Raw genomic sequence first — 18,296 nt, 5'->3', positions numbered from 1 at the left:
ATCTCACCCGCCCTGGTTCCCCAGCTCAACCAGCTGCGACTCGAACCGAATACGGTCGAGAAAACTTGCCTCGTCCTCCAACCTTCCCGCGAAATGCTCGTTCCTGGCCGGTCGGCAACTGAAAACTCTTCCGCGGTCGTTATGCCAGCGAACTCCAGGCTCTTCACTGATACGCCCGACCGACACCAACGCCAGATCATCGCTCAGCACAGCCGCGCTCACCGTGGACCATCGCTCGGAATCTACCACGAACACGACATTCCAGTCGGCGATGCCGGTCGCCAGGTTGAACAACGGCACACCCAGTCGATCCGCACACGTCAGCGCGAATTCATGATAAGGAATCAGCTCTAAATCCACGTCCGCACCATATTCTCCGGCAAGAGTCGAGATCGCATCGTACAATCCGTCACTGGCGTCCATCGCCGCGGTCGCCACACCAATCTCGCGCATTTTTCGGCATTCGCGCCAACGCGCCTTCGGATGCGAGACATAGCTCAGCCAGTCGTCCACCTCACGAGGCGTGGGACCATTGCCCTGATAGCTTTCGACAAGCTGCAGGTAGGCGCCGACGAATCCGCCTGTCTTACCAGCGACAACTATGCTGTCCCCAGGCCTGGCCCCCTTCCTGCTCAGCATTCCCGCACTCGACCCGAATCCGATCGAAGATCCGATCAGCTCCGCATTCATTCCTTCCTTCGTGTCACCACCGGCGAAGACCACCCGATTTGCAACGCACTCTTCGGAACAACCGATCACAATTTGCTCAGCAACCTCGACCGGCCAGTCCCGCGGGACGACCATCGCTATCATCACCGCCGCTGGAGCACCACCAGAAGCCAGAATGTCACTACAGCTGGACGTAACAGCGAGGCGGCCCCAGACTCGATGGTCTACCCAGCCCTTGCGGGCCGCCATCGGCGCCGCCGCACGGTCCGTGTTGAAGAAGACTAGCTCGTTACCATCTGGAACACGCAGGACGCCCGCGTCGTTTCCAAAACCGGTGATCAGGCCTTCGTGCGCGGGAAGCTTTTTCAGTAAATCAAACAAAAAGGCCTTTTCGCCCACATCTTCCATGGTGAGTTTTGATGCGGCCATCAATCCTCCACATACGCGCAAGCCACTCTGCGAGGCAGACGATAACGTTCGATTCGTTCCTTCGCAAACCACGCAGCGTAGGCGGCAAGTTAACCGAATGGCGGTTGCCTGGGACCAAATACACCCTGAGACTAAACGGTTCGGCACAACGTTCGAGAGTCGGTGATTTGGTGACGACAGAACAAGAACACCTCAGACATCCGGGCCCGGCAGTCAGTAATCAACAAAGCGGACCGTCGACCGGACACGTCGTGCAGGCCGGGTCGATCACCGGGGACATCTACATCGGCACCGGATCACCCAGACTCGTGGTGCCACACCAGTTGCCACTGGCACCACAATCGTTTGTCGGCCGAGAACAGCAGTTGAGCCTTCTCTCTTTCCCGCTCGGCACACACGGGGAAGCACAGCCACGCGTGACCGTGTTCGCCTTGGTCGGCCCGGGAGGAGCCGGGAAGACCTGGCTGGCGCTCCATTGGGCTTTCGCACATCTCGGCCATTTTCCGGACGGACAGCTGTTCGTCGACCTTCAAGGATTTTCCCCTACCGAGAACCCGATTTCTCCCGCCGCCGCAATACGCGGCTTTCTCGACGCACTCGGAGTGGAGCCGTCCACTGTTCCGGTCGATCTGCAAGCACAGTCGGGCTTACTGCGCAGCCTCCTTCAACGGAAACGAATACTCATGATCCTGGACAACGCGAGCGACGCAGCTCAAGTTGTTCCCCTTCTCCCCGGTGGCTCGGACTGCGTGGTGGTCGTCACCAGCCGTACCCAGCTTCCAGGGCTGGTCAACAACTACGGAGCCCAACACGTCGATGTCGGCATGCTCACGACCACCGAGGCGCGAAACCTGATGAACCACAGGCTGGGGACGAGACGGGTGGCGACCGAACCTGAAGCCTTGGACGAGCTACTCGAGCACTGTGCCGGATACCCCCTGGCACTGAGCATTGTGGCCGGGCGCATACAGATGCGTTCCTCCATGTCCCTCGCAGACCTGGCCATCGAACTGCGCGACACCTCCAACCTGCTCGCCGAATTCGAGGAAGACGATTCGATCTCGAGTTTGCCTGACGTGCTGTCCTGGTCCTATTCATCTCTTTCGACACAAGAGGCAAGGGTGTTCAGGCTGGTCGGAATCGCGCCCGGACCCGATATCAGTGTCACAACGGCTGCAAATTTGACCGGTCTTCCCGAGCGAACAAGCAAAGCGGTACTGCGCCGGCTCGCACACATCTCGCTGCTTAACCACGCACCCTCTGGACGGTATGGAATGCACGACCTGATCCGCCTTTACGCCAGAGAACGCGGTAACGACGACAACTTTCGAAGGGAAGCGGTCGAAGCTCAGCGACGAGTACTAGACTTCTACCTTCATACCGCGAACGACGCCGACCAGCTACTGGACCCGCACGCGACGACGCCATGCGAACTCAAAGCAACTTCGCCGGCATCGCACGCGATTGAGCTGAAGGATCAAGCTCATGCGATGGAGTGGTTCAATGCCGAGTACGCCTGCCTTCAGGCCGCGCAAGACGTGGCAGTTCGGCAAAACTGGCACGAGAGGGCCTGTCTGCTCGCCTGGAGTTTGGCAGTATATCGCTGGAAACGAGGATATATCCACGACAACGTCGTCGCCTGCGAAGCAGGACTACAGGCAGCTCAACGACTCGGAAACGTGGCGACTCTCACGCGGGCACATCGGAACCTCGGCGCAGCATATGCACGGATCGGCAAGTTCGACGATGCGCGAACCCAGTTGGGCCGGGCATTGGCCTTGGCCGAGGAAACTCGGGACCTGCCCGACCAAGCTCGGGCGCACCGCCTCCTGGTACTCGCGACCCAGGACCAGCGTGCCAACGAGGCCCTCGAGCACGCCACCATGGCCCTGACCCTGTACCGGAGTCTGGACAACCGCCTCCTGGAGGCTGACGCACTCAACACCGTCGGTCTGCTGACCGCCCAGCTGGGCAGGCCCGAGGAGGCAATGGTCCATTGCCACATGGCCCTTGACCTGCATCGTGGCCACAATGATCCGGATGGCGAGGCGGCAGCCCTGGAAGGACTGGGAATCATTAGCCGGCAACTGGGTGACCACACATTGGCGTTGCAGCACTTCGAGGCCGCTCATTTCTTGTTCCACGAACTCGGCTACACATATTCCGAAGCATATACCTTGGAACAGATCGGCCACACCCACGCAGCGTCTAAGCAGCACACAAAGGCACATGAAGCCTGGAAAGAAGCTGGCAAACTTTACGAGAAGCAGGGGCGCTTTGACGCCGCCAGGAATATCAGCAGCTTACTCACCGCCAAGTCGCGGCACCCATGACTACAACTTCTCCTTCAGTTGGCTTTTTGCCAACTGGATCTCATCACTGTCGATCTCGCGACGAATCACCGTAAAGGACTCGACCGGACCGCTCAGCAATACGTGCGGACCTCCCCTCAGTTTTCGTTGCGAATTCATCACCAAGGTTGCCGCGAACTCGTTCTCCGGCACGGTCGGACAGTGGTAGACGCCAGGCTCGATGACGTGGATTCGCCCCGGTCGCATCGATCGCGCCTCCCGAACGGTGGCCGAGACGCACTCGTCTCCCATGCGAATGCTGTCTCGCCCGTCAGGACTGTAAACCACCTCGGACACCCTGAGTTTTGCCTGGTCGAAACGGCGGTCCGCGCCGATTTCCTGGCGGGCGACTTCGTACACCTCGTCCTTGTAGTTTTCTATGCAGTAACCGTTAACCTTCCAGGAGTGGTCGTGTATTCCGCCCTTCGTCGGGTCGTCCCCGAGCACCTGAATCCTTCTCAGCCCCCTTGGCCAAACATGGAGGCGCAAACTGCCGAACCTCCCGTGCACGCCGAGGTAGTAGACCATGAAACCGGCGGTGTGCCAGTTGCTCCTGAATACTTCGAGATTCGGCAACACATCACCCTGGACCACACCGTTCATAAGAGCGCCGAGAAGCTCGTGCGGCCGGTCAGCGCTCTCGGAATCCGACGGACTGCTGACAGAGTGCAGACGAGCTTCGATTGCTCCGCCTTGTTCGACCCCATACGCCGCCAGCGCCTCGTAAGGTTCCATCAACAAATGGAAGCACGAGGACGCGACCATGTGAAGTCACCCAGCGACCACGCTCACCCCCGGTCGCGTGGACCTCGCTCCCGCACCTCGCGCCGCGGCCGCCGCACGTGGGTCCGAACAACTGAGGCTTGATGTTCTCTTAGGTTGACGGGTCGTTGGGTTTTTGCAACAGTATGTTCCATGAGTCCGGTCAGACGCGGCAAGGAGCTGCCGATCCACAATCGGCTGGCCGTGTTGCGAGCCGAGCGTGGGATGAGCAGGGCCGCGCTCGCCAACGCCGTCGAAGTGAACCCGCAGACCATCGGGGCGCTCGAGCGCGGCGACCACTATCCGAGCCTGGACCTGGCGTTCCGGATCTGTTCGGTGTTCGACCTGCCGGTCGAAGCGGTGTTCAGCCGCGAACCGTTCATGCCGCTGTCCACCCAGGTCTACCGCGAGGGGGGAGCATGACGATGACCGAGCAGCAGAGCCGGCTCGCGGCTTACTGGGAACGTCAGCTCGACAGGATGGACGAACGCGAACTGCGGCACGCCAAGCGGTTGCCCGGCTGGCGCGACCGGCGGCACCGGCGCGCGCTGGCCGTCGTCCTGGCGGCCGCCGATCTCGTGCTCGTCGGCAGCGCGGCCGTCTTCACCTTGGTCTCGCCGTGGCTGTACTTCGGCCTCTGGATGGGCGCGCTGCTCACCGGCGGCGCCTCCTTCACCCTGCTGAAGATCCTGACCGGCCGGATGAGCGGGAGCTTCTCGCGGCTGCTGGACGAGCGCGAACGCGAGTGGCGCCACCGCGTCACCTACGTCGGCTACCTGGCGCTCGTCGGGCTGATGCTGGTCGCGATGTTCTACACCCTGGTCGTCGCCGGGCAGGCCGAGGGCGCGTTCCGCGGCGTGATGATGATGTCCGCGCTGCTGGTCGCCGGCACCACGGTCCCGCCGATCGTGCTCGGCTGGTCGCTGCCGGACGACGATCCCGAGGATTTCGACGAGGGGGAAACACATGGGTGAGGGGAACCTGGAGATCGACGGGATCTCCAAGCGCTACGGCGCGAAAGTCGCGCTGGACGGCGTCTCGTTCGACGTCCGCGCCGGTGAGCTGTTCGGCTTCGTCGGCAGCAACGGCGCAGGCAAGACCACGACGATGCGGATCGCGCTGGGGGTGCTGGCCGCCGACGGCGGGGAAGTCCGGTTCAACGGCGAAAAGATCACGCACGAGACCCGCACGCACATCGGTTACATGCCGGAGGAACGCGGGCTGTACCCGAAGATGAAGGTACTGGACCAGCTTGTCTACCTCGCCGAGCTCCACGGCCTGACCGCGAACGAAGCGCACCGCAACGCCGAAACCTGGATCACCCGGCTCGGCCTGGCCGAGCGCCGCAAGGACGAGGTGCAGAAACTCAGCCTCGGCAACCAGCAGCGCGTCCAGCTGGCCGCGGCGCTGGTGCACGACCCGGCCGTGCTGGTGCTCGACGAGCCGTTCTCCGGCCTCGACCCGCTCGCCGTCGACGTGATGAGCGCGGTGCTGCGCGAGAAGGCCGCCGCCGGGGTGCCGGTCGTGTTCTCCAGCCACCAGCTCGACCTCGTCGAACGGCTCTGCGACCGGGTCGGGATCATCCGCAACGGCCGGATGGTCGCCGTCGGCACGGTCGGTGAGCTGACCGCCGAAGCCGGCAGCAAGCTCGTGGTGACGGCGCCGGGCGCGCGTCCCGGCTGGGCCGCGAGCCTGCCCGGCGTGCGCGTGCTGGAGGAACACGGCACGACCACCGTGCTCGGTCTCGAACCGAGCGCCGACGACCAGGCCGTGCTCGCCGCGGCGCTGTCGACCGGGCCGGTGACGGAGTTCAGCCACCGCCGCCGGACGCTGACCGAGCTGTTCCGCGACGCCGTCTCCCAGAACGGCGCCGCCGAAAAGGGGGAACCGCGATGAGGACGCTGAGTGGGCGGCGAGCCGTCTGGCTCGTGATGAAGCGCGAGCTGAACACCCGGCTGCGGACGCGCTCGTTCGTGATCGGCACCGTCGTGATGCTGGTGCTGCTGCTGGGTTACGTCGGGTTCCAGGCCGCGCTGGCCGGGTCGGCCGACAAGAGCACGGTGGGCCTGACCGGGCAGGCGACCGGGATCGCCCAGCAGCTGCAGACGAAAGCGGCGCAGGCGGGCCAGGAGATCTCGACCGTCACGATCACCGACCCGGCCGAGGGACGGCAGAAGGTCGAGGACGGCGACCTCGACGCCCTCGTCTCGGGCAGTGCGGCGAAGCTGACCGCGACGTACAAGTCCTCTTTGGACAGCCAGCTGCGCACCGTGCTCGATCAGGTGGCGCAGCAGCAGGTGCTCGACGGCGTGCTGTCGGCCGCCCAGCTCGAACCCGCCGACGTGATGGCGCAGGTCAACGGCACCCACGTGCAGGACGACGCGCTTTCGCCGGAGCCGGCCGACCACACCGAACGGCTGGTCGTCGGCCTGATCGTCGCGTTCCTGCTCTACATCAGCATCATCACCTACGGGACGATGGTCGCCCAGGGGGTCGTCGAGGAGAAGTCGAGCCGGGTCGTGGAGATCCTGCTCGCCAGCGTCCGGCCGTGGCAGCTGTTGCTGGGCAAGGTGATCGGGCTCGGCCTGGTCGGCCTGGTCCAGCTGGTCATCCTCGCCACGGCCGGGCTGATCGCGGCGACGCTCAGCGGGGTGTTCAGCCTGTCCGGGTTCGCCGGCGGCGCGTTGCTGTGGGGCCTGCTCTGGTACCTGCTCGGTTTCCTGTTGTACGCCACGATCTACGGCGCGCTGGGCTCGCTCGTCTCCCGGCAGGAGGACACGCAGTCGGTGGTCGGGCCGATCAACATCGTGCTGGTCATCGGGTTCGTCGCCGGGTTCAACCTGCTGCTGCAGGACCCGTCCGGCACGGGGACCAAGGTCCTCTCGCTGATCCCGCTGCTCTCACCGGTCCTGATGCCGGCCCGCATCGCGACCGGCGCCGCGACCGGCTGGGAGATCGGGTTGTCCCTCGGCCTGACCGTCGCGCTGGTCGCGCTGCTGACCTGGCTGGGCGGCCGGATCTACGGCAACAGCGTGCTGCGCATCGGCAGCCGCATCAAGCTGTCGGAGGCCCTGCGCGGCTGATCACGACGTGATCTGGCCGTACCGCTCCAAGGACACCTGGCGCTCGTGGGCGTGGTCGACCATCGGCTCCGGGTACTCCTTGGGGCGGTCCTTCAGCTTGTGGACCGCTTTCCCCGGCACCGAACGCAGTTCCGGCACGTACTTGCGGACGTAGTCGCCGTTCGGGTCGAACTTCTCCCCCTGCGTCGTCGGGTTGAAGATCCGGAAGTACGGCGCCGCGTCGGTGCCACTGCCCGCGACCCACTGCCAGTTCAGCTGGTTCGACGCGAGGTCGCCGTCGACGAGGTGGTTCATGAAGTGCCGTGCGCCCTGCCACCACGGCAGGTGCAGGTCCTTCACCAGGAAGCTCGCGACGACCATCCGGACGCGGTTGTGCATCCAGCCCTCGGCGAGCAGCTGCCGCATCCCGGCGTCGACGATCGGGTAGCCGGTTTTCCCGGCACACCACCGCTCGAAGGCCTCGTTGTCGCTGTCGTGCTTCATCTTGTCGAACCGGCGGTCGTAGTTCTTGCGCGCGGTTTCCGGGCGGTGCCACAGGACGTCGGCGTGGAACTCGCGCCAGCACAGCTCGCCCCGCATCGACTTCGCACCGACGCCGTCGTTCCCGGCGAGGTCCGCGAGCAGCGTCCGCGGGTGGACGCAACCCCAGCGCAGGTACGGCGAAATCCGCGTGGTGCCTTCACGATCGGGCCGATCGCGGTCGGAGTCGTACGTCTCGAGTGCGTCGTCGAGGAAGGCGTGCCAGACGTCCAGCGCGGCCTGCTCGCCCGGTTCGGGGAGGGTCGCGGCAACGCGCGGCGGCTTGGGGATCTTCAAGGACTTCGGCGGCTCCACCCAGTCCACAAGGGACGGTCCGGTGTCGGCGGGCGCGCGCCAGCCGTGCGCCATCCAGGCGCGGTGGAACGGTGTGAAGACGCGGTACGGGTCGCCGTCCGGCTTGGTGACACGCCCGGGCATGATCGCGTACGGCGAACCCGTCTCTACCCAGTCGATGTTGTTGTCCGCCAACGCCTTCGCGACCTCGGCGTCGCGCCGGCGGCCGTACGGGCCGGTGTCGGCGCTGACGTGCACCGCGGACGCGCCGATCTTCTTCGCGGCCTTCACGACCTCGGCCGCCGGTTCGCCGCGCACGAGCATCAACCGCCCGCCGAGCTGCTCGTCGAGCTTCTCCAGGCAGCCGTAGAGGAACGCCGTCCGCGCGTCGCCGGACGGCTTGAGCAGCGCCTCGTCGAGCACGTACAGCGCGAGGACGTGCTTGCTGTGCTTCGACGCCTCGAGCAGCGCGGCGTGGTCACCGAGGCGCAGGTCGCGGCGGAACCACAGGACGACGGGAGCTTCTCTGGTCACGCCGGACAACGATAAGCGCCCCGCCGTGCCAGTGCACGACGGGGCGCTTGTCGGGGTCAGACCGCTCAGCGCTCCGACATCGGGGTGTAGTCCCGCGAAGCGTGGCCGGTGTAGATCTGCCGCGGGCGGCCGATCTTGGTGGCCGGGTCGTTGATCATCTCGCGCCAGTGCGCGATCCAGCCCGGCAGGCGGCCGAGCGCGAACAGCACCGTGAAGAACTTCGTCGGGAAGCCCAGCGCCCGGTAGATCAGGCCGGTGTAGAAGTCCACGTTCGGGTACAGCTTGCGCTCGATGAAGTAATCGTCCGAAAGCGCGGTTTCTTCGAGCTTCTTGGCGATGTCGAGCAGCTGGTCGCCGCCCTTCAGCTTGCCGAGGATCTCGTCGGCCGTGTTCTTGATGATCTTCGCGCGCGGGTCGTAGTTCTTGTAGACCCGGTGCCCGAAGCCCATCAGCTTCACGCCCTTTTCCTTGTTCTTCACCCGCTCGACGAACTTGGCGACGTCGCCGCCGTCGTTCTTGATGCCCTCGAGCATGTCGAGCACCGCGGCGTTCGCGCCGCCGTGCAGCGGGCCGAACAGCGCGTTGATACCGGCCGAAATCGACGCGAACAGGTTCGCCTCGGACGAGCCGACCAGGCGCACGGTCGAGGTCGAGCAGTTCTGCTCGTGGTCGGCGTGCAGGATGAACAGCAGGTCGAGCGCCTTCGCGACGTCCGGGTCGACCTCGTACGGCTCGGCCGGGAAGCCGAACGTCATGCGCAGGAAGTTCTCGACCAGGCCGAGCGAGTTGTCCGGGTACAGCAGCGGCTGGCCCACGGACTTCTTGTACGCGTACGCGGCCAGGGTCGGCACCTTGGCGAGGAGCCTTATGGTGGACAGCTCCACGTTCGGTTCGTCGAACGGGTCGAGCGAGTCCTGGTAGAAGGTCGAAAGCGCGGAGACGGCGCTGGAGAGCACCGGCATCGGGTGCGCGTCCCGCGGGAAGCCGCCGAAGAACTCCTTGAGGTCTTCGTGCAGCAGCGTGTGGCGCTGGATCTTCTCGGTGAAGTCGGCCAGCTGGGCCTCGGTCGGCAGCTCGCCGTAGATCAGCAGGTAGGAGACCTCGACGAAGGTCGACTTCTCGGCCAGCTGCTCGATCGGGTAACCCCGGTAGCGGAGGATGCCGGCGTCGCCGTCGATGTAGGCGATCGCCGACGAAGCGGCGCCGGTGTTGACGAACCCGGGGTCGTAGGTGATGTACCCCGTCTGCGCCAGCAGCTTCCCGAGTTCGATCCCGGGCGCGCCCTCGACCGGGTGGACGATCTTGAACTCGTGTTCACCATTCGGAAGGCTCAGCTTCGCGGTTTCGCCGCCGGACTGCCCCGCAGTCGTCGCGTCGGACATGCAAGTCCCTCTCACGTTGGGCACGGGACGGCGGCGCCTGTAGGTTCCACAGGTAGCCACGTGTTCACGCGAGGAAACACTGGCGCCTCGCTGCACACCGCCCCGCTGGGGTATGAAGAATGCCCCTCTACGCTAGTCGAGAAACCCCGCACCGCGCAGCGGTGACGTTGCCCCTGGTACCCGCTTTGGGACCAGGTTCACACGGTGGATGCCATATCGGCCGATGTGGGCGGCTCCGCGCCGCTGCGCGACACCGTGATCGAGGCGGCTTTCGCCGCGAAGGTGAGCGCTTCGCGCCACGCGTCCGCGTCGAGAGAAGCCAGGTCCGAGACCTCGTGGGTGGTCAGCCAGGCCAGCAGCGCGCCCTGCACGGTGTCGCCGGCGCCGATGGTGTCGACGACCTCGACCCGCCGCGACGGCACGTGGGCCAGCTCACCTGCGTCGGTGATCACCGCGACGCCGTCGGCGCCCCGGGTGAGCACCACGGCGTCCACACCGGACTCGACCCACGTCTTCGCGGCGGCGACCGGGTCGGCGCCTCCGGTGAGCCACGCGGCGTCGTCGTCGGAGATCTTCAGCAGCCGGACGTCCGGGAGCCACGACGCGAACCGGGCGCGGTAGGCGGCCGGATCGGTGATCAGGGCCTCGCGGATGTTGGGGTCGAGGACGGTCAGCACCCCGCGCGCGGCCTCGCGCCGCAGCATCGCCTCGTACGCCGACGCGCCGGGTTCGAGGACCATGCCGAGAGTGCCGAGCGAGAGCGCGGTCGTCTCGTCCGGCAGCGGGCCGGGGTCGGCGACGAGCCTGTCCGCCGTGCCCTCGACGTAGAACGTGTAGCGCGCGGCGCCCTTGGCGTCGAGCGCGACGACGGCCAGCGTCGTCGGCTCGTCCCCGCGCTGCAGCAGCGACGTGTCGACGTCCGAAGCGTGCAGCCGGTCGACCATCGCGTCGCCGAAGCGGTCCGTGGACACCCGCGAAAGGAAGGCCGTCGGGACGCCGAGCCGGCCCGCGGCCAGCGCGACGTTGTACGGCCCGCCGCCCAGGCGCGGCAGCAGCGCGCGCAGCCCACCGTCCACAGTGGAGTCCAAGGGGTCACCCGGGACGAGGTCAACGAGCGCTTCTCCGCCTACGACGATCACCGGGCGAGTTTAAGGGAGAACGTCGTGACAATTCCTGTCCGCTATTTGTTCAGCCCACCGAGCAGCAGCTCACCCAGAGCGGTGAACGCCTCGGCGTCGGACACCTCGGTGCGCTGGGCGAGCACGCCGGTCTGGATGCCCTCGACGATCAGCCCGGTCATCTCCGCGATGAGCCGGGCGTGGACGTCGCGGAAGACGCCGTCGGCGACGCCCTTGTCGATGAACGCGCGGATCCGCTGCGCCGCGAACCGGCTGTTGACCTGGTAGGTCTCGCGCGCCGGGGCGAACTCGGCGATGTCGCGCATGAACGTCGCCGACGCCCGGTTGAGGTGCTCGGCGACGCCGGCCAGGTACTCCCCGATGAGCTTGGGCGCGTCGTCGATCCCGGCGATCCGCTCCTCGATCCGCTCCGCGGCGCCCCGGAAGAACTGGGCCACGACCTTGACGGCGAGCTGTTCCTTGCTGGGCGCGAGGGCGTAGAGCGTCGACTTCGAGCAGCGCAGGCGGGCGGCGATGTCGTCCAGGGTGAACGCGGCGAAGCCCTCGGCGAGGAAGAGCGCCTCGAGGTCGGCGAGCAGGGCGCGCTGCCTCGCGGTGGGCCTGCGACTGGCTTCCATCGGACCACTATCTCCTACGTCTTCCGGCCACCCCGGGCTTGTCGTACTGTACTCTAGACCGACCCACAGTACTGTTTTCAGTACCGTTGTCTGGGAGGACGCAATGCCCGCCGAACGCCTGCTGCCCGATTCGGACGCCGAGGACCTGGTCGCGCTGGCGACCGAGATCGCCCGCGACGAGCTCGCCCCGCGGGCGGCCGAGGCCGAGGAGGCCGAGCGGTTCCCGCGTGAGCAGTTCCGGCTGCTCGGCAAGTCCGGGCTGCTGGGCCTGCCGTACGCGGAGCGCTGGGGCGGCGGCGACGTGCCGTACGAGGTGTACCTGCAGGTGCTCGAGGAGATCGCGGCCGCGTGGATGACGGTCGGCGTCGGCCTCTCGGTGCACACGATGTCCTGCTACGGCCTGGCCAACTGGGGCACCGACGAGCAGCGCGACGAGTGGCTGCCGGACATGCTTGAAGGCGGTCTGCTCGGCGCGTACGCCCTGTCGGAGACCCAGGCGGGCTCGGACGCGGCCGCTTTGTCGACACGCGCGCGCCGGGACGGTTCGGACTACGTCGTCAACGGCACGAAGGCGTGGATCACGCACGCGGGCGTGGCGGACTTCTACACGACGATGGTCCGCACGAGCGAGCAGGAGATCTCCTGCCTGCTCGTCGACGGCTCGACGCCCGGCCTCTCGGCGGCGCCGCGCGAGCGCAAGATGGGCCTCACGGGCTCCCCGACGGCGCAGCTGAACTTCGACAACGCCGTGGTGCCCGCTTCCCGGCTCATCGGCGCGGAGGGTCAGGGGCTGAAAATCGCTTTGTCGTCCCTCAGTTCCGGCCGTCTCGGTATCGCGGCGTGCGCAGTGGGCCTGGCGCAGGCGGCGCTGGACGAGGCCGTTGCCTACGCGAAGGGCCGGTCCCAGTTCGGCCGCCCGATCATCGACTTCCAGGGCGTCGAGTTCCTGCTGGCCGACATGGCCGCCACGGTCGAGTCGTCCCGGGCGACGTACCTGGACGCGGCCCGGCGGCGCGACCGCGGCATGCCGTTCCAGCGCCAGGCGTCGATCGCCAAGCTGGTGGCCACGGACGGCGCGATGAAGGTGACGACGGACGCGGTCCAGGTCCTCGGCGGGGCCGGGTACACGCGCGACTTCCCGGTGGAGCGGTACATGCGGGAGGCGAAGGTGCCGCAGATCTTCGAGGGGACGAACCAGATCCAGCGCATGGTCATCGCCCGGGAGCTGAAGAGCGCCTGACCTGATTAAGGGTGTCGCATGCCGGGTACGGATACGGTTTTTCCATGCCCGGCCATCTGCTGACCGTCGAGGAGTACGCGGCGCTCGGTGACACCGACCGCGGTTTCACCGAACTCGTGGAAGGCCGCGTAGTGCCGTCGCCCGGCGCCGGCCGGCGGCACAACATGGCCGCGTGCCGGCTGGCCGCCCAGCTCGAACGGCAGTTGCCGCGCGAGCTCGCCTTCGTCCTCGGCAATGACCTGGACCTGGGTCTTTCCCCTCGCGGTGAACCCGGCTTCGCCCGCCGCCCGGACCTGCTGGTCTTCACCAGGGCCGCGATCACCCGAGACGACATGATCCGCGCCGACGAGGTGGCGGTGGTCATCGAGATCGTGACACCGGGCTCGCGGCGGACCGACTACCGCGTGAAGCACGACGAGTACGCGGATGCGGGGATCCCGCACTACTGGATCGTCGACCTGGGTGAGCCGGTCTCGCTGGTCGCGTGCCGCGGCTACGAGAACGCGGCGGCGGTGACCGGGACCTTCACGGCGGACGTCCCGTTCCCGGTCAAGCTCGACCTGGACGCACTGCTGTCGTGAATCGTCTGCTGACCATCGAGGACTACGTAGCGCTGGGAGAAACCCAGGCCGGTTACACCGAACTCGTGGAAGGCCGGCTGATAACGACGCCTGGCCCCGGCGTGGTGCACAACTTGGCTGCCTTCCAGCTGGCCCGCCAACTCGATCCCCAGATGCCGCCCGACCTCGATTTCGTCTACGGCTGCGACGTGGACCTGCGCTTGGCACCTCGCAACGAACCAGGCTTCTCCCGCCGACCCGACCTGCAGATCTTCAGCCGCTCCGCGATCCCCCGCATCGACAAGGACGACACGATGATCCGCGCCGACGAGGTGGCGGTGGTCATCGAGATCGTGTCACCAGACTCCCGCCGCACCGACTACCGCGTGAAGCACGACGAATACGCCGACGCGGGGATCCCGCACTACTGGATCGTCGACCTGGACGAACCGGTCTCGCTGGTCGCGTGCCAGGGCTACATGGACGCCGCCGCGGTCACCGGAACCTTCACGACCGACGTCCCGTTCCCCGTCAAACTCGACCTCGACGCACTGCTGTCGTGAATCTTGACCCGGTCGAGGGAACGGTGTCTCACGAAGAGTACAGATACGGTTACTCATGGTTGCACTTGAGCCGTGAGACAATTCCGGCGACGTGAGGAGAAGCTGTGACTGCACTTCCCCAGCCGGAGCCTGCCCGCCGGTGGGAGATCCCCGATCACCTGCTGACGATCGAGGAATACGCGGCGCTCGGTGAAACCGACTCAGGTTTCACCGAACTCGTGGAAGGCCGCGTCGTAATGTCCCCGAGCCCCGTCCCGGACCACAACATCGTGATGCTCGAGCTGGCACAACAGCTTGTTCCGCAGATTCCGGGTCATCTCAAGGTTGTCCCCGACACCGATGTGAATCTCGGTCTGACACCACCTGGTAGACCCGGCCATTCTCGACGGCCCGACCTGCTGGTTGTCGAGAAGGATGCGCTTGCCCGCGTGCGGAAAGACAGAAGCATGCTCCGCGCCGACGACGTAGCCGTGGTGGTCGAAATCGTCTCGCCGGGGTCGAAGCGCACCGACTACCAGGTGAAGCACGACGAGTACGCCGATGCCGGCATCCCGCACTACTGGATCGTCGACATCACCGAGCCGGTCTCCCTGGTCGTCTGTCACCAGGCCGGGGAATTCGGCTACATGGACGCCGCCGCGGTCACCGGGACCTTCACGACCGACGTCCCGTTCCCCGTCAAACTCGACCTCGACGCACTGCTGTCGTGAACGAAATAGACGGACGACACGCCGGAACCGCCCGGTAACCGGCGTGTCGTCCGTCCGCTCAGGGGGACGGTCAGCGGGACTCGCGGTAGCGGCGGTCCGCCGATACGCCTTCGCCCAGCTGCTCGTCGAAGTGGTACACCTCGGCGCCGCGGACGAAGACCCGCAGGGCGCGGTTCATCACGTCCAGCGGGTCGCCGGACCAGAGGACGACGTCCGCGTCCAGGCCCGGCTTCAGCGAGCCGATCTGACTGTCCAGTCCCAGCATCTCAGCCGGGTTGACCGTCAGCGAACGCAGGGCCGTGTGCGGGTCGAGGCCGTCCTTGACCGCCAGTGCCGCCTGGTAGACCAGGAAGTTGATCGGGATCACCGGGTGGTCGGTGGTGATCGCGATCTTGACGCCCGCGCGGGCCAGGATGCCGGCGGACCGGAGCGTGCGGTTGCGCAGCTCGACCTTGGACTTCGTGGTGAACAGCGGCCCGAGGATGACCGGGACGTTCCGCGAGGCCAGCAGGTCGGCGATCAGGTGGCCTTCGGTGCCGTGGTTGATCACCAGCTTGTAGCCGAACTCGTCGGCGAGCCGGATGGCCGTCACGATGTCGTCCGCGCGGTGCACGTGCTGGTCCCAGTACAGCTCGCCGTCGAGGACCTTCGACAGCGTCTCCAGCGTCAGGTCGACGTCGTGCGGCTTGCCCTCGGACGCCGCGTGGTCGCGCTTCGCCTGGTAGTTGCGGGCCTTCGTGAACGCCTCGCGCAGGATCGCGGCGACCCCCAGCCGCGTCGACGGCGTCTGCTTCTTCTCGCCGTAGACGCGCTTCGGGTTCTCGCCGAGGGCGCTCTTCACGCTGACGTGCTCCGCGAAGATCATGTCGAGGATGCTGCGGCCCCAGGTCTTGACGCCGATCGTCTGGCCGCCGATCGGGTTGCCCGACCCGGGCTTGATGACGACGCTCGTGACCCCGCCGGCGAGCGCGTCGTCGAAACCGGGCTCGTACGGGTCGATGCCGTCGACGGCGCGGAAGCGGGCGCCGTTCGGGTCGGTCATCTCGTTGGTGTCGTTGCCCGACCAGCCTTCGCCGTCCTCGTGGACGCCGAGGTGCGCGTGGGCGTCGATGAAGCCGGGCAGCACCCAGGTGCCGGCCGCGTCGACCAGCTCGGCGTCCTCCGGGATGTCGACGTCGGCCTCGGTGCCGACGGCGACGATCCTGCCGTCGTCGATCAGGACCGTGCCGCCGTCGATGGGATCACCGTCGATGGGGACGACGTAGCCCCCGACAATTGCCTTCGCCATAGTTCGCCACGCTAACGAACTGGCCGGCGCGCCGCGACGCGGGGCTCAGCTCGCCAGCAGATCGAGCCCGAATCCCGCGACGACCAGCAAGACGCCGATGACGCGCAGCGACCGATCGGGCTGCGGGCCGCGAAGCAGCACGAGCGGCGGCCGGACGAACAAGCCGTAGACGACCAGCGGGAACGCGCGGGCCAGCAGGTTCAAGCCGAGCGAGATGCCGGTGAACACGGCCCACAGCGAGAACGGAATCGTCAGCGCGACAAGCAGGAGCGGCACAGCCCAGTACCAGGGCACTTCCGCCTCGACGGCCCGACCGTCCCAGGTCGAGCGGGCCCAGATGAGCACCGTGAACGCCAGCCCACCCCAGACGAGCAGGACGACGAACAGAATGCGCTTCACTCGGCGGGTCTCCGCGTCGAGCGGCTCTCGCTTCGGCTCGCCGGGCCGCCCTTCGATGCGCCGCTCCTTCATCTGCTTCGAGCGGATGAAGTCGGCCAGCAGGTCGCGGTAGGCGGCGCGGAAGATCGCGCGGCTGCGGCGCCAGGTCTCGGTGAGCGTCCGCCGCTGCCCTTCGATCGGCCTCGCCCGCAGCCGCTCGCCCCACGCCGTGATCCGTGCGACGCCCACGATGTCGATGATCGCCACCAGCCCGCCGGTGAACTGGCCGAGCTTGCCGATCCGGCCCCACCACAGCACCGGCAGGCCCCACATCTGGTAACCCGACACGGACCGGCCGTCGAACCACAGCCCCAAGGCCTGCCAGAACGACACCGTCTGCACCGGAGCAGCCTACGGAACCCGGGCCTTCTCCAGATGCACCAATTCGTGGTTGTTCTCCGGCGTCCGGTGCGTCTCGCGGTAGCCGTGCTTCGCGTACAGACCCAGCGGCCCGACGCTCTTCGACCCGGTGAACAGCCGGAACAGCGTCACCGACGGCGGGGCCAACTCCTCGGCCGCCAGCAGCAGCCCGCCGCCGAGGCCGGAACCCTGCCGGTCCGGGGCCACGACCAGGCGGCCGATCACCCCGACGTGGTCCGTCACGGTCAAGCGCACCGAAGCGATCAGCCGGCCCGCGTCCCGGATGCCCCAGGAAAGACCCAGCAGCGCCGCGCGCGTCTCCGCGAGGGTCTCCAGCAGCGGCGGCAGGTCGAAGTCGTCGTGAGCGCGGGCTTCGGTGACGTACGCCGCGCGTTGCAGCGTCAGCACTTCGCCCGCGTCGGCGACGTCCAGGCGAAGCGGCTTCACCTGACCCGGATGCCCCAGCTGCCCGACCACGACGCCGCCGGCTCCAGCTCGACCAGGTCGGTGCCGGTGTTGAGGGCGTCGGCCGGGCAGGTCATCGGCTCGATCGCGACCGCGCGGCCGCGGCCGACCAGGTCGTCCGGTGTGAAGACCTGCGCCCAGTGGAAGTCCGGGCCGGTCCAGACCAGCAGCTGCTGGTCGCCGTGCGCGAGGACGAAGTGGTGCAGTCCGTCTTCGGCCGTCGAAAGACCACCGAACGCGGTGTCCAGGTCGACGCCTTCGAGAACGCGCCCGCCGCGGAAGTCGTATTCGGTGCCCTCGACGTCCTGCTCCGGCGAATACGGCATCTGCTCGTCGCCGAGGTAGGGCCGGACGCGGCTCGCGGGCAGGGTGAGGGTCAGCTCGTCGGTCGGGACGTCGCCGATCCGGAAGTACGGGTGGGTGCCGACGCCGACGCCGATCGCCTGCTCACCCTCGTTCCGGATCTCGTGCGTGATGGTCAGCTCGCGCGGCGCGAGGTCGTAGGTGATCGTCGCGCGCAGCGGCACCGGCCAGCCCGGCTGCACCGCGACGTCGACGGCCAGGGTGATCGACGACTCGGCGTGCTCCAGCAGCTCCCACTCGAGGTGGCGGGTCAGGCCGTGGATGGCGTTGCCGCGCGCCTCCTCGGTGATCTCGAGCTGCTGTTCCTCCCCCTGGAACGTCCACTTGCCGGCCTTGGTCCGGTTCGGCCACGGCAGCAGCACCTGCCCGGCGCCCTTCGGCGGCTTCGCGTCTTCGGGGAACTCCTCGACGTACGGCACTCCGCCGACTTCGAACGCGCGCAGGCCCGCACCGATCTCGGTGACGACGGCGCGCGCGTTGCCGCGGGTGATCTCGAACTGCTGACCGGTCGGGTTGCCCATGCGGACGAC

General features: G+C 66.9%; 19 protein-coding genes. 9 read left to right on the top strand and 10 right to left on the bottom strand.

The features are described from left to right. Nucleotides 1-3: 3 nt before the first annotated feature. On the bottom strand, nt 4-1,098 hold the full coding sequence (locus tag ACIOD2_RS07895; protein WP_400535613.1) for a thiamine-monophosphate kinase: 1,095 nt from the start codon (nt 1,096-1,098) through the stop codon (nt 4-6). A 170-nt stretch (nt 1,099-1,268) separates the two neighbouring features. Here ACIOD2_RS07895 and ACIOD2_RS07890 point away from each other — a divergent pair, with 170 nt between their 5' ends. After that, nucleotides 1,269-3,431, top strand: coding sequence for an ATP-binding protein (locus ACIOD2_RS07890; RefSeq protein ID WP_400535611.1), 2,163 nt, complete (start codon nt 1,269-1,271; stop codon nt 3,429-3,431). Here ACIOD2_RS07890 and ACIOD2_RS07885 read toward each other — a convergent pair whose 3' ends face one another. After that, nucleotides 3,432-4,184, bottom strand: a complete 753-nt coding sequence (locus ACIOD2_RS07885) for a hypothetical protein (RefSeq protein WP_400535608.1) — start codon at nt 4,182-4,184, stop codon at nt 3,432-3,434. Nucleotides 4,185-4,364: 180 nt separating this feature from the next. Here ACIOD2_RS07885 and ACIOD2_RS07880 point away from each other — a divergent pair, with 180 nt between their 5' ends. The 4 genes from ACIOD2_RS07880 to ACIOD2_RS07865 are packed head-to-tail and all read left to right on the top strand — an operon-like array spanning nt 4,365 to nt 7,294. Further along, nucleotides 4,365-4,634 (top strand): helix-turn-helix transcriptional regulator, encoded by a 270-nt coding sequence (locus ACIOD2_RS07880; RefSeq protein ID WP_323324097.1) that lies wholly within the window; start codon nt 4,365-4,367, stop codon nt 4,632-4,634. Further along, complete coding sequence (locus tag ACIOD2_RS07875) at nt 4,631-5,185, top strand: hypothetical protein (protein ID WP_400535606.1); 555 nt, start codon at nt 4,631-4,633, stop codon at nt 5,183-5,185. Before ACIOD2_RS07880 ends, ACIOD2_RS07875 begins: the two co-directional genes overlap by 4 nt. Continuing rightward, complete coding sequence (locus tag ACIOD2_RS07870; RefSeq protein WP_400535603.1) at nt 5,178-6,107, top strand: ABC transporter ATP-binding protein; 930 nt, start codon at nt 5,178-5,180, stop codon at nt 6,105-6,107. Before ACIOD2_RS07875 ends, ACIOD2_RS07870 begins: the two co-directional genes overlap by 8 nt. Next, entirely contained in the window at nt 6,104-7,294 is a 1,191-nt protein-coding gene (locus tag ACIOD2_RS07865) for an ABC transporter permease (protein WP_400535600.1), read from the top strand. The genes ACIOD2_RS07870 and ACIOD2_RS07865 overlap by 4 nt, the downstream gene beginning before the upstream one ends. Here ACIOD2_RS07865 and ACIOD2_RS07860 read toward each other — a convergent pair whose 3' ends face one another. The 4 genes from ACIOD2_RS07860 to ACIOD2_RS07845 form a co-directional block, all read right to left on the bottom strand. Further along, nucleotides 7,295-8,641: a cryptochrome/photolyase family protein gene (locus tag ACIOD2_RS07860; protein ID WP_400535597.1), complete on the bottom strand. Its 1,347-nt coding sequence runs from the start codon at nt 8,639-8,641 to the stop codon at nt 7,295-7,297. Nucleotides 8,642-8,706: 65 nt separating this feature from the next. Beyond that, a complete protein-coding gene (locus tag ACIOD2_RS07855) occupies nt 8,707-10,023 on the bottom strand; it encodes a citrate synthase (RefSeq protein WP_400535594.1) in 1,317 nt (438 codons plus the stop codon). A 197-nt stretch (nt 10,024-10,220) separates the two neighbouring features. Next, nucleotides 10,221-11,162: a carbohydrate kinase gene (locus tag ACIOD2_RS07850; RefSeq protein WP_400535591.1), complete on the bottom strand. Its 942-nt coding sequence runs from the start codon at nt 11,160-11,162 to the stop codon at nt 10,221-10,223. Nucleotides 11,163-11,203: 41 nt separating this feature from the next. Next, the gene (locus ACIOD2_RS07845; RefSeq protein ID WP_400535588.1) at nt 11,204-11,779 is read right to left on the bottom strand and encodes a TetR/AcrR family transcriptional regulator; all 576 of its coding nucleotides are present in this window, start codon (nt 11,777-11,779) and stop codon (nt 11,204-11,206) included. A 103-nt stretch (nt 11,780-11,882) separates the two neighbouring features. On the opposite strand from ACIOD2_RS07845, the gene ACIOD2_RS07840 reads away from it, so the two are divergent. The 4 genes from ACIOD2_RS07840 to ACIOD2_RS07825 all read left to right on the top strand — a co-directional run bounded on the left by ACIOD2_RS07840 (nt 11,883) and on the right by ACIOD2_RS07825 (nt 14,852). Beyond that, nucleotides 11,883-13,019 (top strand): acyl-CoA dehydrogenase family protein, encoded by a 1,137-nt coding sequence (locus ACIOD2_RS07840; protein ID WP_400535585.1) that lies wholly within the window; start codon nt 11,883-11,885, stop codon nt 13,017-13,019. A gap of 44 nt (nt 13,020-13,063) precedes the next feature. Continuing rightward, nucleotides 13,064-13,600 (top strand): Uma2 family endonuclease, encoded by a 537-nt coding sequence (locus ACIOD2_RS07835; RefSeq protein WP_400535582.1) that lies wholly within the window; start codon nt 13,064-13,066, stop codon nt 13,598-13,600. Beyond that, complete coding sequence (locus tag ACIOD2_RS07830; protein WP_400535579.1) at nt 13,597-14,142, top strand: Uma2 family endonuclease; 546 nt, start codon at nt 13,597-13,599, stop codon at nt 14,140-14,142. Before ACIOD2_RS07835 ends, ACIOD2_RS07830 begins: the two co-directional genes overlap by 4 nt. 104 nt (nt 14,143-14,246) lie before the next feature. Further along, nucleotides 14,247-14,852, top strand: coding sequence for a Uma2 family endonuclease (locus ACIOD2_RS07825; RefSeq protein WP_400535576.1), 606 nt, complete (start codon nt 14,247-14,249; stop codon nt 14,850-14,852). Between the two features lie 70 nt (nt 14,853-14,922). Here ACIOD2_RS07825 and ACIOD2_RS07820 read toward each other — a convergent pair whose 3' ends face one another. The 4 genes from ACIOD2_RS07820 to ACIOD2_RS07805 are packed head-to-tail and all read right to left on the bottom strand — an operon-like array spanning nt 14,923 to nt 18,287. Next, a complete protein-coding gene (locus ACIOD2_RS07820; protein ID WP_400535574.1) occupies nt 14,923-16,140 on the bottom strand; it encodes an amidohydrolase in 1,218 nt (405 codons plus the stop codon). A gap of 45 nt (nt 16,141-16,185) precedes the next feature. Next, nucleotides 16,186-16,920 carry a hypothetical protein gene (locus tag ACIOD2_RS07815; protein WP_400535572.1) on the bottom strand — a complete coding sequence of 245 codons (735 nt, stop codon included), beginning with the start codon at nt 16,918-16,920 and terminating at the stop codon, nt 16,186-16,188. Between the two features lie 9 nt (nt 16,921-16,929). Beyond that, nucleotides 16,930-17,415, bottom strand: a complete 486-nt coding sequence (locus tag ACIOD2_RS07810) for a GNAT family N-acetyltransferase (RefSeq protein ID WP_400535570.1) — start codon at nt 17,413-17,415, stop codon at nt 16,930-16,932. Beyond that, nucleotides 17,382-18,287 carry an aldose 1-epimerase family protein gene (locus tag ACIOD2_RS07805; RefSeq protein WP_400535567.1) on the bottom strand — a complete coding sequence of 302 codons (906 nt, stop codon included), beginning with the start codon at nt 18,285-18,287 and terminating at the stop codon, nt 17,382-17,384. Before ACIOD2_RS07805 ends, ACIOD2_RS07810 begins: the two co-directional genes overlap by 34 nt. Between the last annotated feature and the right edge of the window lie 9 nt (nt 18,288-18,296).

The organism is Amycolatopsis sp. NPDC088138, from assembly GCF_044741685.1.
Lineage (GTDB): Bacteria > Actinomycetota > Actinomycetes > Mycobacteriales > Pseudonocardiaceae > Amycolatopsis.
This window is presented reverse-complemented; position numbering and strand designations above follow the sequence as displayed.

What these genes read in the sequence shown, in the direction of transcription:
- ACIOD2_RS07820 (WP_400535574.1), bottom strand. Translation starts at nt 16,140, where the DNA reads ATGGCGAAGGCAATTGTCGGGGGCTACGTCGTCCCCATCGACGGTGAT.
- ACIOD2_RS07855 (WP_400535594.1), bottom strand. Translation starts at nt 10,023, where the DNA reads ATGTCCGACGCGACGACTGCGGGGCAGTCCGGCGGCGAAACCGCGAAG.
- ACIOD2_RS07885 (WP_400535608.1), bottom strand. Translation starts at nt 4,184, where the DNA reads ATGGAACCTTACGAGGCGCTGGCGGCGTATGGGGTCGAACAAGGCGGA.
- ACIOD2_RS07835 (WP_400535582.1), top strand. Translation starts at nt 13,064, where the DNA reads ATGCCCGGCCATCTGCTGACCGTCGAGGAGTACGCGGCGCTCGGTGAC.
- ACIOD2_RS07895 (WP_400535613.1), bottom strand. Translation starts at nt 1,098, where the DNA reads ATGGCCGCATCAAAACTCACCATGGAAGATGTGGGCGAAAAGGCCTTT.
- ACIOD2_RS07840 (WP_400535585.1), top strand. Translation starts at nt 11,883, where the DNA reads ATGCCCGCCGAACGCCTGCTGCCCGATTCGGACGCCGAGGACCTGGTC.
- ACIOD2_RS07880 (WP_323324097.1), top strand. Translation starts at nt 4,365, where the DNA reads ATGAGTCCGGTCAGACGCGGCAAGGAGCTGCCGATCCACAATCGGCTG.
- ACIOD2_RS07865 (WP_400535600.1), top strand. Translation starts at nt 6,104, where the DNA reads ATGAGGACGCTGAGTGGGCGGCGAGCCGTCTGGCTCGTGATGAAGCGC.
- ACIOD2_RS07845 (WP_400535588.1), bottom strand. Translation starts at nt 11,779, where the DNA reads ATGGAAGCCAGTCGCAGGCCCACCGCGAGGCAGCGCGCCCTGCTCGCC.
- ACIOD2_RS07805 (WP_400535567.1), bottom strand. Translation starts at nt 18,287, where the DNA reads ATGGGCAACCCGACCGGTCAGCAGTTCGAGATCACCCGCGGCAACGCG.
- ACIOD2_RS07875 (WP_400535606.1), top strand. Translation starts at nt 4,631, where the DNA reads ATGACGATGACCGAGCAGCAGAGCCGGCTCGCGGCTTACTGGGAACGT.
- ACIOD2_RS07870 (WP_400535603.1), top strand. Translation starts at nt 5,178, where the DNA reads ATGGGTGAGGGGAACCTGGAGATCGACGGGATCTCCAAGCGCTACGGC.